Below are 14,359 nucleotides of genomic sequence, written 5' to 3'. Positions count from 1 at the left end.
TCTCCTACAGGATGCCGGTGGCTTCGGTGAGCAGCCAGATACCGATCACCAGCAGCAGGGCGCCGACTGCTACGGTCAAACCGAACTGGCCCCAGGTTTTACGGCCGGTATGTATCTCGGCATAGCTGGTATAGGCGTGGTAGCACACCCCGACGAACATCGACGCGACGACCAGTAGCGCGACCAGCAGCACGATGTCATAGCCGTAATTACGCAGTGTCTCCATGATGCCACTGCCGGTACCCCGGGACGGGTTCTCCAGCGTGGGCAGGCCCAGCGCGAAGGACGGCACAGACAGCGCGACGGTGTTCAAGGCAATGATTGAGCGATAAACCAAACGGGGAAGGATGTAGTGAGGTTTCATGTTCGAGCACCTTCGGGTCACGAGAGCAGGAAAAACGTCAGTACCAGGTACAAGGCGCCAAAGCGCACTACGACACCGAGGAACTGACGCTGGTTGATACGGCTTTCAGCCCAGCCGACATAGGCCGTGCGGATGGCCCAAGCGCCCCACAGCAGCAGCACGGCGAATACCGTGCCCACCAGGACGGTGGCCATCAGTGCTGGCGTGATGCCGCTGCTGGCCTGGAAGGCGGAGAGCTGTGCGGCGGTCATGGCGGATCCTCCGCAGAGGCCCCGGCGCGATACTGACCACTCAGCTCGGTGGGGTCTCTGGGCTGGGCACGGGACGGGGCGAGGTAGTCCTGGATACCGGCGCGCACCCGTGTCAGATCTGCGCGCAGGCGCGGATAGTCGAAGTGGTAACGATTGCCGGCCGTGAAGGGGGTGGATGCTGCACTCTGTTCGACAAGGCGCTCCAGGGCGTCAAGCTGGCGCAACGCGACGGCCAGTGCCTGGCGCTGCAGCGGTACATCTTCCGCGCAGGCCTTCGGCATGGCCCCCATCAGGGCGACCAGGGAAAGCAGTGCGCAGCCGTGAACGGCGCGCGATCGAGATGAAAGCACCATCGCGCATTCCTTCGTCAGATCAGCAATGGCGTAATGCTGGTCTCGGAAGTGCGTTTAGGCTGCAAACAATAAGAACCCGGGGAGTTCCGGATTTGTGGGAGTAGGCAAGCTCTAGGCGGAATGTAGTTTACCAGTGAACATAGCGCTGACACTCCAATAATTGTGTGGCGATCCCTGCAACGTTAGGCTGCACGTCTAATTATTAGTGTGTTCGTTTGTTTCGTCAGAACGCCCAAATAATCGATTTTTCCCACTGAAGCACAAAATGAATGGTACTCGGGATCATGGTGCCAAATCTTAAGGTTTCTTGAGAGAGCAACTAGGCCTAGACGGATATCTAGACTAGTTGACTCAGCTTCCAGCTATTTGGTTAAAACGAAGATTCCGTTTTGGAGGTGATACCTTCAATCTCAGTATCTGCTGCCACAGCACATGGACAAAACCCGCTTTGTGGGTAGCACGGTCACCTTCTTCAGCGTGGTCAATCACGTCAAACTCAAGCCTTACGCCCGGCTTGGTTTTCTCGACAGCGCGAATCCTTGATCTCGCCCAGCTTTATGATCCTGGCCTCTATCTGCATCTGTGTGGGTCTGTATCTGCACCGCACCGGCGCATGCATGACACCGGGTTTTACCTGCTTGTTATGGTCTTTTGCTGCTTACCGGCCTGAAACTGAGCCTCGAAGGCGCTGCTGCGTTATTTTGATCAGCGCCACTTTGGACGCCTACTCGCGCCGCAGGTGAGAGGATCTTAGGATCAGCTTTCCTGGTACCAGGAAGCGTCGCATGTCGCCAGCATTCTGGCCGGTAAGCCTGCGAATCACCTCTGTTACCAGTGTTTCAAGCGGTTGACGGTAGGTTGTCAGTTCATAACTGGGCGATGCCGCCAGTTCGATATCATCAAAACCCACTATGGCCAGCTGGACGGTCTCGCTACGCTTTCGTAGCGCATCAAGGGCACCAATCGCCAGGATATCGTTTTCGCAAAACAGTGCTTCGATCCGGTCCTGCTCTGGCGTCGAATCGAGGTAATGGTTCAGTGCAGCAAATCCGCAGTCACGCCGGTAGTGCCCCGCTGGGAGTAGCGTGCAAACGCTCAGTCCGTGTTCACCCAAGCCGTCACGAAATCCATCAAGGCGCTTCAGCTGTGTCGACTCGGAGGAGGGTCCGAGCATGTATCCAATACGCCGGAATCCCTGTTCAACAAAGAGATTGGCGATCTCCCGCCCTGCCCGATGGCCATCGGTCGACACGACCTGAATATCAGGATTATCGCTATTGCGGTACATGACTATAAGTGGAATATGACGAATTTCCTGGGCCAGCCGTACCAGCTCATCGGTCAGCACGGTGCCGAGAAATATCAGCCCGTCGACCTGAAACTGATCAGCGAGTGACAGTGCAGACCCGTAACTGTGCTCAGCGGTAATATTCAACAGCATCGACATATAGCCCCGGCGCTGCAGCTGACGTGTCATCTCGTCCAGCACCAGGAAGATGTTCGGGTTATCCAGTTCGTCCACAACAAGGCCAACCATATTGGTGCGCTTTTTTGACAGGCTGCGCGCCAGCAGATTGGGCCTGTAGCCCAGTTCATCCGCGGCCTTGAGCACGCGCGCCAGGGCGTTCGGCGATATGGACGCACCTTCGGTAAAAGCTCTGGATACGGTCCATTTGGAGACGCCCGCCCGCTGCGCAACATCGCTGGCGGTCACTTTGCGCTCGATCGACGTGGAATTATTTTTTGTCATTTTCAAAATGCACCGTTGACAACCATTGGATAGCTGTCGTAGTTTACTTGCAACCGGGTGCAATCGCACCTTTTTCTTCGCCAATGATTGCACCCGGTTGCAAATGTTCGAACTCTGCACTCGAGCATTTTTAATCTCCTGACTTGCAACCGGGTGTAATTCCGGCCCGGGGCGGCGCAAGCCCCCCGGATTTTTTAGGCTCACAGTTGCAACCGGGTGCAAAGGATGAATTCAGGGTCTTGCCCCTTACAGAGCAAGGCTCTTACATAAAAACAGAAGTGATATAAAGATAAGAGGGTATAGAGATGTTGAACGGCGAAAAGAAAATTGCACGCCCGCTGCGCTGGGGCATGGTGGGAGGCGGCCGCACCGGCCAGGTGGGCTACAAGCACCGCACCGGCGCCCTGCGCGACGGCACCTACCAGCTGGTCGCCGGCGCGTTCGATCTTGACGCAGCGCGTGGTCGCGATTTTGGCATCAACCTCGGTGTAGCCGAGGACCGCTGCTACGCGACTTATCAGGATTTCATTGCCGGCGAAACCGCTCGCGAAGATGGCGTCGATGTTGTGTCGATTGCAACGCCCAACTTTACCCACTTTGAGATCACCAAGGCCTGCCTGGAAGCGGGTTTGCATGTGATCTGCGAAAAGCCGCTGTTCTTCACTGTCGCCGAGTGCGATGAGGTCGCGGCACTGGCCGCGGACAAGGGCCTGATCGTGGGCGTGACCTACGGTTTCACCGGTCATCCGCTGGTTCACCAGATGGCCGCCATGGTCAAGAAAGGCATGCTGGGCGACATCCGCATCGTCGACATGCAATATACCCACGGCTTCAACTCGGGTGACGATGTGGGGGCAGGTGAAGCCGTGAAATGGCGCACCAACCCCAAAACTGCGGGTTCAACCTTTGTTCTGGGCGATATCGGCACGCACGTCTACTACCTGTCTGAGGTGGTGCTGCCGCACATGAAGATCGAAAAACTCCTCTGCGACCGCAAGGCCTTCATTGCGACCCGTACGCCGCTGGAAGACCATGCGACCGTGCTCATGCACTACGATAACGGCGCCCGCGGCCGTCTCTGGGCATCGTCGGTGAACGCCGGCAACATGGGTTCCCAGCGCTATCGTTTCGTCGGTTCAAAAGCCTCCATCGAGTGGTCCGATGCCCATCCCGACCAGTTGATCTATGAAGTACAGGGTGAGCCGAACCGCACCTTGCACCACGGCATGCCCTACCTCGAGGAGGAAAGCCTCGCAGTTGACCGCATGGGCGCGCTGCACACCGAAGGCCTTGGTGACAGCTGGGCCAACATCTATCTGTGGATTGCCCAGGCTATCGACGCGAAGTTGCGCGGCGACGAAGCCTTCCTAAAAACCCACCATTACCCCGGCATCGAGGCCGGCACCGAAGGCGTGCGCTGGCTCGAGAACTGTGTGCGCTCAGCGGACGCAGGCTCTGCGTGGGTCGATTACCAATAAGATTTCAGCCGTTAACACCCTTACGAATCAGGAAACCATAATAATGAAACTGTCCATCTGCACCGATGTAATGGCTGATCTTGCGTTCACCGAGATGCTCGACAAGTGCGTCGCCCTTGGGGTCGAAGGTATCGAGATGACCGGCGGTGGCTGGTCTCGCGGTCCACACTTTCGCGCCGACGAACTGCTGGCCGACAAGGCTCTGCTGAAGAAAAAGCTGAATGAAATCGAAGCCCGCGGGCTCGAGATCGCCGCGCTGAACTGCTCGGCCAACCCGCTCGACCCGAGCGGCATGGGCAAGCGCCACCGCAAGGAGATGGAAGACACCATCCGCCTGGCCGGTGAAATCGGCGTCAAGAAGATCGTCACCATGTCCGGTCTGCCGGAAGCGGCACCGGGCGACTTAGTGCCCAACTGGCTGGTCTACACCAAAAGCTGGCCGAACGAGATGCCCGAGCGTGACCGCTACCAGTGGGAAGACCGTGCTTTCCCGCTGTGGCACGATCTGGTGAAGCTTGCCAAAGACGTCGGCGTTGAGAAATACGCGCTGGAAAACTTCTCGGCCATGCTCGTCTGGAACCCCGAGACCCTGTTCCGCCTGCGTGACGAGGTCGGCCCGACGGTCGGCATGAACCTCGACCCGTCGCACCTGATGTGGATGGGCGCCGAGCCGATCGCGTCCGCGCGCGCACTGGGCGATGCCATCCACCACGTGCACGGCAAGGACACCCGTATCGAACGCGGCCTGGCCGATGTGAACGGTCTGCTGGAACTGAAGGACGTTACCGACGTCGCCAACCGCAGCTGGAACTACGTGGCGGTCGGCGCCGGCCGCGACCTGCAGTGGTGGAAGGAATTCTTCTCCGTTGTGCGCATGCAGGGCTATAACGACTGGGTCAGCCTCGAGATGGAAGACTTCACCATGTCGACCGAAGCGGGCATCCAGTCCTCGATCGATGCGTTGAAGCAGACTATCAGCAAGTAACACAGGAATGATTGACCGGCAGGCGCAGATGCCTGACCGGTCATATCTACAATGACGTAGCAAGGCGATTCAACCCTGTGCCATTGGCACAATATTTCATATAAGGAAAACAATAAGATGAAAAAATTTACGCTCACAACCCTGGCCGCCTGCATGCTTTCCGGTTCTGTTTCTGCCGCCAACCTGAATATCGGCGTCGCAATGTCGACCTTCGATGACAACTTCCTGACGGTGCTGCGTACCGGCATGGAAAAGCATGCCAAGGACGCCGACGTTTCCCTGCAGATCGAAGACGGCAAGAACGAGGTTGGCACCCAGCTGAACCAAATTCAAAACTTCATTGCCTCCGGCGTCGATGCCATCATCATCAACCCGGTGGACACCGATGCGACCGTGGCGATGAGCGATGATGCCGCGGCCGCCGGCATTCCGCTGGTGTACGTCAACCGTCAGCCGATCAACGTCGACATGCTGCCGGACAACCAGGCCTTTATCGCCTCCAACGAGGTCGATTCCGGCACGCTGCAAACCAAGGAAGTTTGCCGCCTGCTCAACGGCAAGGGCAAGGTGCTGGTACTGATGGGCGCGCTGACCGATCAGGCCGGCATCCAGCGCACCAAGGACATCCATGACGTCATCGCCACTCCAGAGTGCTCGGGCATGGAAGTTGTCGCCGAGGAATCCGGCAAGTGGCAGCGTAACCTGGCGAATAACATCATGACCAACTGGCTGTCCGCCGGTATCGAATACGACGCGGTGATCGCCAACAACGATGAGATGGCCATCGGCGCCATCCAGGCAATGAAAGCCATCGGCACCGACATGGACAAAATCGTGGTCGCCGGCATTGATGCCACCCAGGATGCCCTGCAGGCCATGAAGGAAGGCGACCTGGACGTCACCGTCTTCCAGGATGCTGCCGGTCAGGGCAGCGGCGCCATTGATGCAGCCATCAAGCTGGCCAAGGGCGAGGATGTCGATCAGAAAGTCTGGGTACCGTTCAAGCTGGTCACACCTCAAAATATGCAGGATTACATCAAGCTGAACTAGGGGCCGTTCTAATCTAGGCCAGCCAGATAACGGCCGATACGAGACTCAACATCGACAGGTAGCTTCTCGCCAGTCGTTCGTATCGCGTCGCTATCCGGCGAAATTGTTTTAACTTCAGGAAAATACGTTCTACCAAGTTGCGACCTTTGTAGCTATGTAGATCCAACGGCCTCGGGTGTTGGCGGTTCCGTCTTGATGGGATTACCGCGTTCGCGCCAGTGCGCTGGAAAGCCGCAATTAAGGCATCTGAATCATATCCTTTGTCTGCCAGTACCCGGTCGGGCGTAAACCCATCCAATAGCGCCTCCGCTTGCCCGTATTCCGATGCCGGCCCAGGTGTTAGCAGCAGTCGTACCGGGTTGCCCAGGGCATCTACAGCCGCATTGATTTTGGTGCTCAGTCCGCCTCGGGTCTTCCCCCCATGGCTTCGGCGTCTTGCTCCGCTTTTTTGCGGCTCGGTGCTGATGGACTCGCACAATGCAGCCATCAGCTGTTCAAAGTCAGCGTCCTCTGACAACGGCTCCATGACCTTCAGCCAGATACCCTGCTGCGACTAGCGGTTGTAGCGGACGTAAAAACGGTGCCAATGCCCATAGAGCTCGGGTAAATCCCGCCCAACCCGTCCGTTCAATCCACAGAACCGCCCCAACAAAGGCGTTACAAATACTTCTTGAAGCTCCCAGCGGTGAGATTCACCGCCAGCCCCAGCAGTGCCGCGCTGGGGAGCAGGATCAGCAGCGGATGCAGCGACACCGGTAACATCAAATAGACCACCCAGGGCAGTACGACCAGCGGTATCAGCGACGCCTTGGCACGGTGATAGACAAAGCCGGACTCTCTGCCGGCGCCGAACTTGCGCACATCGCGCCGTACCAGGCCATCGACGCAGCCGACGAAGGCCGCCATCAGGAATAGCGGCAGGGTTAGCGTCAGCACAAGCAGCCGCACCCCAAAGGTCAGGGTCGTGAACGCGGCGGCGATCAGGTAGCGCTCGGCCCAGACATAGGCCTGGCTGATGTAATAGCGGACATTTCGTGTGCTTCCCTGGCTGGGTGTTCGGGCCCGCTCAGCGGTGTTGCCCATCCGCTGCAACAGCCCTGTCTTGATAAAGATCCAGTCAAAGCCGGTTTTCACCAGCTGGTGCGCCGTGCGTCCCGGCTCCTGTACCAGGGCGCTGCGCGTGAAGTGGCTCGACAGATGCCCCAGCTCATCCTGCAGCATGGCCTGCGAATGCCGCCAGCCCTGGTCGCGCCAGACCAGGTGCATACCCACGCACTCGATCAGGATCGAGATCAGCAAGGAGCCGACCAGTACGCCCATCATCCGAAATGGCAAGGTGATAATACCGCCAAGCAGGCCCTGACGGCGGGCTTGCTGACGCTGGGCGGTGGCGGCGGGATCGCTCATGACGGTGCTTCAGCCTGCCCGGTGTCGTCATGGGTCGGGTCGTCGAGCAGGTCGTCCGGCAAGGGTTGATCCTGTAAGCCGGGCGCGCCCAGGTTCTCCCACCACTGTCCGGCTTCGGTATAGCGCTGGCGCATGTAGCCCGCGAGCTGCTGCAGATCCTCGGGCATGGCCTCGTCCGGATCGGGGGCCGGCAACGGCATGCGGATTTTCCAGAGATTGCCACCCTCTAGCAGCGCGAAGCACTGGCCCTTGGGAAGGCCGACCACATGCGAAGGCTCAATCATCGGTACGCTCGACATGCTGATGCGGTCCTGGGTGTTGGAGGTGAAGTCGGTCGAACCATGGATGTCCGAACTGTCGGTGGCGCCGCTGACCACCGTTGTGGTGTAAACCTCGACCTTGGGTAACTGCCGCGTGAGCAATTCGGCGGTGGCGGTCTCGCGTACCCGCAGCATGAAGAGATTATTGAAGTTGCCCACCACCTGACCCGCCTTGGCCCGATTGCCGATGCGCGCCTCGATGTCACTGAGGGTCTGGGTGTAGGCGGTGACCTGGATACCGGCGCCGCCGCCTTTGTTGATCATCGGGATGAACTCGTCCCCCATGAGTTCGTTGAACTCGTCGGCATGGACGTTGATCGGTACCTTGGCGTCGGCCTTGGCTTCAGGCAAGCCATCATCGATACCGAACTTGTAGATGTGCCCGGCGACCGACACCAGGTCACTGAACATCGAGTTACCGACAGCCGCGGCCACTTCGGCATCAGACAGTGCATCCAGGCCAACGTAAACCACGGCGCGCTTACGGATGATCTGCATCCAGTCGAAGATCGGCCTTGGGTCCGTCAGATCCGCGTAGTTCGGTGCCAGCAGCTGGGCGATCTTGCCGCTGGTGAGCTTTTCCAGTAGCGGCAGCAGGGAGGCGACGATCTTGTCGAAGTAGGTGCGGTCGTAACGCACCGCCGAGCGCAAGCCATCGAGTACCGGGTCGTAGTTCCGCACCTGACCCAGGTATTGTTCGAGTGCAATCACGCGCTTCTCCCGTCCTATCATGTTGCGCGGAATCGTCCGGTCGTTGAGTCTCGCCTCTATCTGCACGATGACTTCCCACGCCTTAGGCTCGGTCCTGGCGAAGTAATGCTGGGCATACTTGATGAACAGCGCGTCGATGTTGATGACGTGGCGCCGGAGCAGATGTGCATTACCCGGATTGCTGAATGCCGTTACTACGGCCAGGGCTTTGAACTGCGCGCCGAGTTCCCGGTAGGGCCCATCGATCATGCGGCGGTGAAGCAGGTCATCGAATCTTTCCATTGTCAGCATAAGCAGGATTATGGCTACGACTTCCGTGATGCTGTGGTCGAGTTGGTAACGCTGCGGGTAATTGGCAACGCTCAGTCGCAAAAGCTGGTATGGGCGCCGCTGGAAGCTGGGCGGTCAGACGATATCGACGAGGCGCGGCTCTACGAGCGCGAAACGGTGTTCGACGACGGCGTGGCCCTTATAACTCCGCGTTACGACCGGACCAAGCTGCGTGCCAACGCGGTGATCGAAGGGCCGGCGATGCTGATGCAGCATGACTCCACCTCAATGGTGCCGCCTGGGTGGATCGCGAAAGTGACGCCCCACGGCAATGTCATCATCTCCAAACAGTAAGCGAGAGAGCAAAAGCCATGAGCAACAAAAAAGTGGATCCGATTACGCTACAGGTAATCAGTGGCGCACTCGACACCATCGCCGAAGAGATGGGGCATGTGCTTTACCGAATGTCCTTTTCCTCGATCATTCGTGAATCGCAGGATTTGGGCGCTGGCCTGTTCGACCTGAATTACCAGACAATTTGTGAATCCGAGTCGACGCCGATGCATATCGGTTCGATTCCGGCGTACCTGCGTGGCATCGAAAAGACCCTGCAGGGGGGAGAGTGGCACGAAGGCGATGTGGTGGTACACAACCATCCCTACTACGGCTCCAGCCATAGCCCGGATTTGGCAGTGATCATTCCGATCTTCCACGAGGGGGAGCTGATCGCTTTCTCCGGTAACACGGCGCATCATATTGATATCGGTGCTGCAACGCCGGGGCTGATCATCGATGTTGGCGATGTCTATGCCGAGGGTATGCTGATGGCCGGCCTGAAGCTGTATGAAAAGGGCAAGCGCAATGAAGGTCTTGCGCAGATGTTTGTCCATAACAGCCGGACCTCGAACCAGCTGCTGCGCGATATCGAAGCCCAGGTGGCGTCGGCCCAGCTCGGCGTGAAGCGCTTCAAGGAGCTGCTTGAACGTTACGGCCGGGAAATCACCTTCGCTGCTATCGGTCAGCTGATCGATTACTCCGAAACCATGCTGCGCCAGCGCATTGCCGAGATTCCCGATGGCGAATACCGCGCAGAGGGCTTCCTCGACGACGATGGCCGCAATCGCGAGACGCGTTTACCGATCGTTGTGACCGTGAAGGTGGAAGGCGACTCCGTGACGGTGGATCTGACCGGTTCGGCTGATCAGACGCCCACGGCCTACAACGTGCCGTTTGAAGGTTCCTGCAAGGTCGCGGCCTATGCTGCCTTTCGCAAAATTCTGCTGGACAGCTATACGACCGAGACGCCCGTACCGTCCAACGAAGGCTCGTTCAAGCCGATCAAGGTAATTGCGCCCGAGGGCTCGATCTTCAACCCTATCTTCCCGGCTGCGGCTGAAGCGCGGTTTACCCAGTGCAACCGCATGATTGACCTGATTATCCGCGCCCTGGCACCGGTATTGCCGGATCGCATCATCGCAGGCAGCTCAGCGTCGATCTCTTTTGCTTCCTATTCCGGCCTCAAGGAGAACGGCGATTACTGGGTATTCCTCGAGGTCAATGAAGGGGCGTACGGTGGGCGGCCTCGATCCGACGGCCCGGACAGCATCGATAACCTGATGGCTAACACCCGCAATAACCCGATCGAGGACCTCGGTATGCATCTGCCGATGATCTGCGATCGTTACGAGTTGCGTGACGATGTCATGCCCGGCGCCGGCAAGCACCGTGGCGGCATTGGTGTGGTTAAGGCGCAACGGGTGCTGACACCGGGCTTTATCACCCACGAGAGCGAACGGCATTACGACGTGCCCTGGGGGATTTTCGGTGGGACCGATGGCGTGGTCGGGCGTACAGAAATCTACAACCAGGCAACGCCTGAAGAACTTACCCTGATGCCGTCGAAATTCTCTGGCCATGCCACTCAGGCCGGCGACGTGATGGCTTACTACTCGCCCTGCGGCGGTGGCTATGGTGATCCGCTGGAACGCACAGCCGAACAAGTACGCGAGGATGTGCTGGATGACTTCTGCACGCTTGAGCATGCGCGGGACGTCTATGGCGTCGTGCTCGACGATGCTCTGACGATTGACCGGGATGCAACGGCAGTCCAGCGCGCAGAGCTGCGTGGGCGTCGTACTCCAGCATCCTGACAAGGTACTGACTTCGGGAGCGGTCTGCGCTCCCTTACATAAATCAGGGGATAAACATCATGAGTTCCGATACGACATCGGCGGTAAACACTCGTCTAGAGAAAGCCGCCGTTAACCATTTGCTCGAAGAATCCATCCTGCCGGTCAACATCAGACAACGCCCGATCAGCGCGTTGGGATTTGTCTGGATCTGGATCGGTATTGCTGTAATCATCGCGACCTTCCAGCTTGGCGCTAGTGGCGTCGCCGGTCTTCCGTTGCCGCAGGTGGTGGCCATCATCCTGGCTGCTAACCTGGTACTGGCAGTGTTGATGACGCTGACGGCAGACATTGGCACCGAGCACGGCCTGTCATTTGCCGTCTACCTGCGTGCACCTTTTGGTATCTATGGCACCCATCTGCCGTCGCTTTTCCGTGGGGTGATCGCGGCGATCTGGTTCGGTATCCAGACCTATCTTGGGGCTCTGGCGCTGAACGGTATCGTCGAATACCTCACCGGTTTTGATAGCTGGCCGGTCTGGTACGCGGTGTTTGCCGTGGTACAGATTGGCAACACTGCGCTCGGCATTCGGGCCGTCGAGGTACTGGCGTCTATTGCTGCACCGGCGATCATCGCCATTTCGACCTGGATGTACTTCACCCTCGACGTGCTGGCCGAAACCAACGGCGTCAACATCTGGACCTTTGTCGGTCAGGAAGATATCCAGCCGCTGACGCTGTTCCTGGCCAACGTCGCCTTCTGGTCAACACTGGCCATCGACATTCCCAACATCACCCGCTTCGTCAAAACCGAGTCGGGGGCCCGAAGTTTCGTGCGCCGTAACAAGAACATCTTCGCTGCCCAGCTACTGGCGCTGCCGCTGACCCAAACCTGGATCGCCGTCATCGGCGCGGCGTCTTTTATCGCCGCTGGCGACTGGAACCCGGTCACGGTTATCCAGGGACAGAGCGAAGGCTTCAGCCTGGTGGTACTGCTGGCGTTGGTGCTGCTGGCTCAGTGGTCCACCAATAACGCCGCCAACCTGATTCCGGCGGCGCTGACCTTCGTCAACGCCGGTGCGCCGCACATCAAGTATTCGGTGGCAGTGGCGATCGCCGGTATCGTTGGCACCCTGGCCATGCCGTGGGCCATTCTGGATAACCTGTTTGCCTTCCTGTTCTCGTACGGTGCGTTCCTGTCGGCCATCGGCGGCATCATGATCGCCGATTATTACCTGATCCGTGGTCGTCGACTCAATGTACCGGACCTCTACCGTGTAGACGGTCAGTTCCGCTATAGCCAGGGATTTAACCTGGCCGGCATTGTTGCCTGGCTGGCCGCCGGCGGGCTGGCGTTTTTCTCCGGCAGTTGGGCATTTGTGGTCGGTTTCGTCGCTGGCATGGTGCTCTATTACGTGCTGATGAAGCTCTGGGTATTGCCGCGTTATCGGCAGGAAGAGGTCGTTACCCTCAATGGCGACAACTATCTGGCGACCAGTGTGGGCTATAGCTGGAGCTATGACGGGGCCACAGATGAATTTCATCGCGTTCCAACGTCGAATCTGGCGCAGGATGCGGGCAGGGAAGATCTATAGGGTCCGGTGACTCTCAATTTTTTGGAGCTTAAGGTGCAAATAAGGGGAGGAGCGATTCAAGGTTGCCCTCCCTAGCTCCTTTAAAAAAACGGACCAATATGTAGTGGGACACTGATTTCGGACACTGATTTAGTTGGTACATTCTCCACCGCAGATGAGGTGTTCTATGACAAGACAACGTCGATTGTTTTCAACTGAGTTCAAGCACGAGGCTGCCTGTCTCGTTTTGGATCAGGGATATTCCATTGCCGAGGCCTGCCCTGCCGCCCACTGCGGGTGAGTGGCACAGCGCTACGCTCTTGGGTTCAGGAACTTCAGGGTGAGAGGGGCGGCACTATGTCCAAAGCCAAAGCGGTTATACCAGAACAGCAACGCACCCAAGAACTAAAAACATGGCCCAGGGACTGCTGTGGATCCGGAACTGATGGCGCTGTAACGCATATACTGGATACCCGCTTTTGAAATTCTGGAGCGCCATGGCTTTGAGGGCTATCTGGTCAACGCTCGCGACGCGAATAATGCTCCGAGCCGCAAGACGGATATCAACGACGCTCAGTGGCTGCATCATTTTGGCTTGCTCCGCGCCAGTTTCCGCCCCCATCAGGACATTGCGGCATTGCGTGCCTATTTGCGTCAACGGGAACGACTGCTCGAATTCAAAGCCGCGCATATTCAACAGTCCATCTGGGCAGGGCCTAGGTATCGGTACGTTCCGAGACCAGCCGTTTGCCGGGGTTCCGGCAAAAACCTGGCAGGGTCAGTCAATCGACCTGGAGCTTCGAAAGCATTCCAGCAGGTCGTTGATCGCGCTGTCCTCGCTGGCCTCGTCGCGCCAGCACATGCCGACAAAACCCTCCACCGTATCGATTTTGATATCCAGCGGCACCACCAGGCCGCGGCCGGTGAAATGCCGCGCCACCCGTTCCGATCCCACCGCCAGCATGTCGCTGTACTGCAGCAGCCAGAGGTTGCCCACCTGCGAGGAAGACTCCACCCGGTAGGGCGGCGGCTTGAGGCCTGCGCGGGTCAGTGCCACCTCCAGTTTGCTGCGAATGGGGGTGCCGCGAGGCCATACGATCCAGTCGTAGGCATAAACATCCTCCCAGCCAAGGTTGCGGCGCTTGGCCAGCGGATGGTCGGGGCGGGCCATGATGCGCAGTGGCTCGTCATAAAGCCGTTCGCTGCGCAGGTTTGGCTGCGGCTGGTAATTGTCCAGCCGTCCGACCACCAGATCCAGCTTGCCCAGCTGCAGCTTTTCCAGCAGATCGTTCATGGTGCTTTCCTGCAGTTCCATGCGTGCCTTGGGATGACGTTCAAGGAATTTCATGATGGCTGCCGGTACGAAGCTGGGGGCCGAGGCCGGCGACGTGCCCACGGCAAAGGTGCGCGAGCTGCCTTCCTGCAGGGCTTCCAGATTGTGCTGGGCGCGGGACATTTCGGTCACCATGCGCCTGGCATGGCCGATCAGCAGCAAGCCCATGGGCGTGGCGGTGAGCCCGCGCGCATGGCGCTCGAACAGCGGCCCGCCGACATCCTCTTCCAGTTCCCTGAGCCATTTCGACAGCCCCGGCTGGGTGCTATGCGACGCCCGGGCGGCGTCACTCAGGCTGCCGGTTTCGTGCAGGGTAATCAGCAGGTGCAGGTGGTTGAGCCGAAGACGCCGGGTCCAGTTCATCGAGGTATACCCTAAATAGTA

General features: G+C 58.5%; 15 protein-coding genes and 1 pseudogene. 7 read left to right on the top strand and 9 right to left on the bottom strand.

Annotation, left to right across the window (positions count from 1 at the left end; genetic code table 11):
- Window positions 1-4 precede the first annotated feature (4 nt).
- The 4 genes from F451_RS0119060 to F451_RS0119045 all read right to left on the bottom strand — a co-directional run bounded on the left by F451_RS0119060 (window position 5) and on the right by F451_RS0119045 (window position 2,718).
- Window positions 5-364 (bottom strand): TIGR03745 family integrating conjugative element membrane protein, encoded by a 360-nt coding sequence (locus F451_RS0119060; protein ID WP_020683011.1) that lies wholly within the window; start codon window positions 362-364, stop codon window positions 5-7.
- A gap of 17 nt (window positions 365-381) precedes the next feature.
- A complete protein-coding gene (locus tag F451_RS0119055) occupies window positions 382-615 on the bottom strand; it encodes a TIGR03758 family integrating conjugative element protein (RefSeq protein WP_020683010.1) in 234 nt (77 codons plus the stop codon).
- On the bottom strand, window positions 612-968 hold the full coding sequence (locus tag F451_RS0119050) for an integrative conjugative element protein, RAQPRD family (protein ID WP_020683009.1): 357 nt from the start codon (window positions 966-968) through the stop codon (window positions 612-614). The genes F451_RS0119055 and F451_RS0119050 overlap by 4 nt, the downstream gene beginning before the upstream one ends.
- Window positions 969-1,692: 724 nt before the next feature.
- Entirely contained in the window at window positions 1,693-2,718 is a 1,026-nt protein-coding gene (locus tag F451_RS0119045) for a LacI family DNA-binding transcriptional regulator (RefSeq protein WP_020683008.1), read from the bottom strand.
- A gap of 305 nt (window positions 2,719-3,023) precedes the next feature.
- Here F451_RS0119045 and F451_RS0119040 point away from each other — a divergent pair, with 305 nt between their 5' ends.
- From F451_RS0119040 to F451_RS0119030, 3 genes are all read left to right on the top strand, one after another.
- Complete coding sequence (locus F451_RS0119040; protein ID WP_020683007.1) at window positions 3,024-4,196, top strand: Gfo/Idh/MocA family protein; 1,173 nt, start codon at window positions 3,024-3,026, stop codon at window positions 4,194-4,196.
- A gap of 43 nt (window positions 4,197-4,239) precedes the next feature.
- Window positions 4,240-5,181, top strand: a complete 942-nt coding sequence (locus tag F451_RS0119035) for a sugar phosphate isomerase/epimerase family protein (protein WP_020683006.1) — start codon at window positions 4,240-4,242, stop codon at window positions 5,179-5,181.
- A gap of 117 nt (window positions 5,182-5,298) precedes the next feature.
- Window positions 5,299-6,231, top strand: coding sequence for a sugar ABC transporter substrate-binding protein (locus F451_RS0119030; protein WP_020683005.1), 933 nt, complete (start codon window positions 5,299-5,301; stop codon window positions 6,229-6,231).
- Between the two features lie 13 nt (window positions 6,232-6,244).
- Here the strand turns inward: F451_RS0119030 and F451_RS0119025 are convergent, their stop codons facing one another.
- The 3 genes from F451_RS0119025 to traD all read right to left on the bottom strand — a co-directional run bounded on the left by F451_RS0119025 (window position 6,245) and on the right by traD (window position 8,792).
- Complete coding sequence (locus F451_RS0119025; protein WP_338040035.1) at window positions 6,245-6,772, bottom strand: IS5 family transposase; 528 nt, start codon at window positions 6,770-6,772, stop codon at window positions 6,245-6,247.
- 116 nt (window positions 6,773-6,888) lie between these two features.
- Window positions 6,889-7,638 (bottom strand): TIGR03747 family integrating conjugative element membrane protein, encoded by a 750-nt coding sequence (locus F451_RS0119020; protein WP_020683003.1) that lies wholly within the window; start codon window positions 7,636-7,638, stop codon window positions 6,889-6,891.
- Window positions 7,635-8,792 carry a conjugative transfer system coupling protein TraD gene (gene traD / locus F451_RS26075; protein ID WP_476738558.1) on the bottom strand — a complete coding sequence of 386 codons (1,158 nt, stop codon included), beginning with the start codon at window positions 8,790-8,792 and terminating at the stop codon, window positions 7,635-7,637. The genes F451_RS0119020 and traD overlap by 4 nt, the downstream gene beginning before the upstream one ends.
- Here traD and F451_RS26070 point away from each other — a divergent pair.
- From F451_RS26070 to F451_RS28495, 4 genes and pseudogenes are all read left to right on the top strand, one after another.
- Window positions 8,775-9,293 (top strand): hydantoinase/oxoprolinase family protein, encoded by a 519-nt coding sequence (locus F451_RS26070; RefSeq protein ID WP_020683001.1) that lies wholly within the window; start codon window positions 8,775-8,777, stop codon window positions 9,291-9,293. The two genes, traD and F451_RS26070, sit on opposite strands and share 18 nt — an antisense overlap.
- A 17-nt stretch (window positions 9,294-9,310) precedes the next feature.
- Window positions 9,311-11,089 carry a hydantoinase B/oxoprolinase family protein gene (locus tag F451_RS0119005; protein WP_020683000.1) on the top strand — a complete coding sequence of 593 codons (1,779 nt, stop codon included), beginning with the start codon at window positions 9,311-9,313 and terminating at the stop codon, window positions 11,087-11,089.
- Between the two features lie 59 nt (window positions 11,090-11,148).
- Complete coding sequence (locus tag F451_RS0119000) at window positions 11,149-12,663, top strand: NCS1 family transporter (RefSeq protein WP_020682999.1); 1,515 nt, start codon at window positions 11,149-11,151, stop codon at window positions 12,661-12,663.
- A gap of 166 nt (window positions 12,664-12,829) precedes the next feature.
- A pseudogene (locus F451_RS28495) lies at window positions 12,830-13,053 on the top strand (transposase); the annotation flags it as partial.
- On the opposite strand, the gene F451_RS28225 reads toward F451_RS28495, so the two are convergent.
- Entirely contained in the window at window positions 13,019-13,333 is a 315-nt protein-coding gene (locus F451_RS28225; RefSeq protein WP_020682998.1) for a hypothetical protein, read from the bottom strand. The pseudogene F451_RS28495 and the gene F451_RS28225 overlap by 35 nt on opposite strands.
- A gap of 87 nt (window positions 13,334-13,420) precedes the next feature.
- The gene (locus F451_RS0118990; protein WP_020682997.1) at window positions 13,421-14,338 is read right to left on the bottom strand and encodes a LysR family transcriptional regulator; all 918 of its coding nucleotides are present in this window, start codon (window positions 14,336-14,338) and stop codon (window positions 13,421-13,423) included.
- Between the last annotated feature and the right edge of the window lie 21 nt (window positions 14,339-14,359).

The organism is Marinobacterium rhizophilum DSM 18822 (assembly GCF_000378045.1).
In the GTDB taxonomy this organism is placed as follows: domain Bacteria; phylum Pseudomonadota; class Gammaproteobacteria; order Pseudomonadales; family Balneatricaceae; genus Marinobacterium_A; species Marinobacterium_A rhizophilum.
Note: the sequence above shows the minus strand (reverse complement) of the source record. Positions and strands in the feature narration are given on the sequence as shown.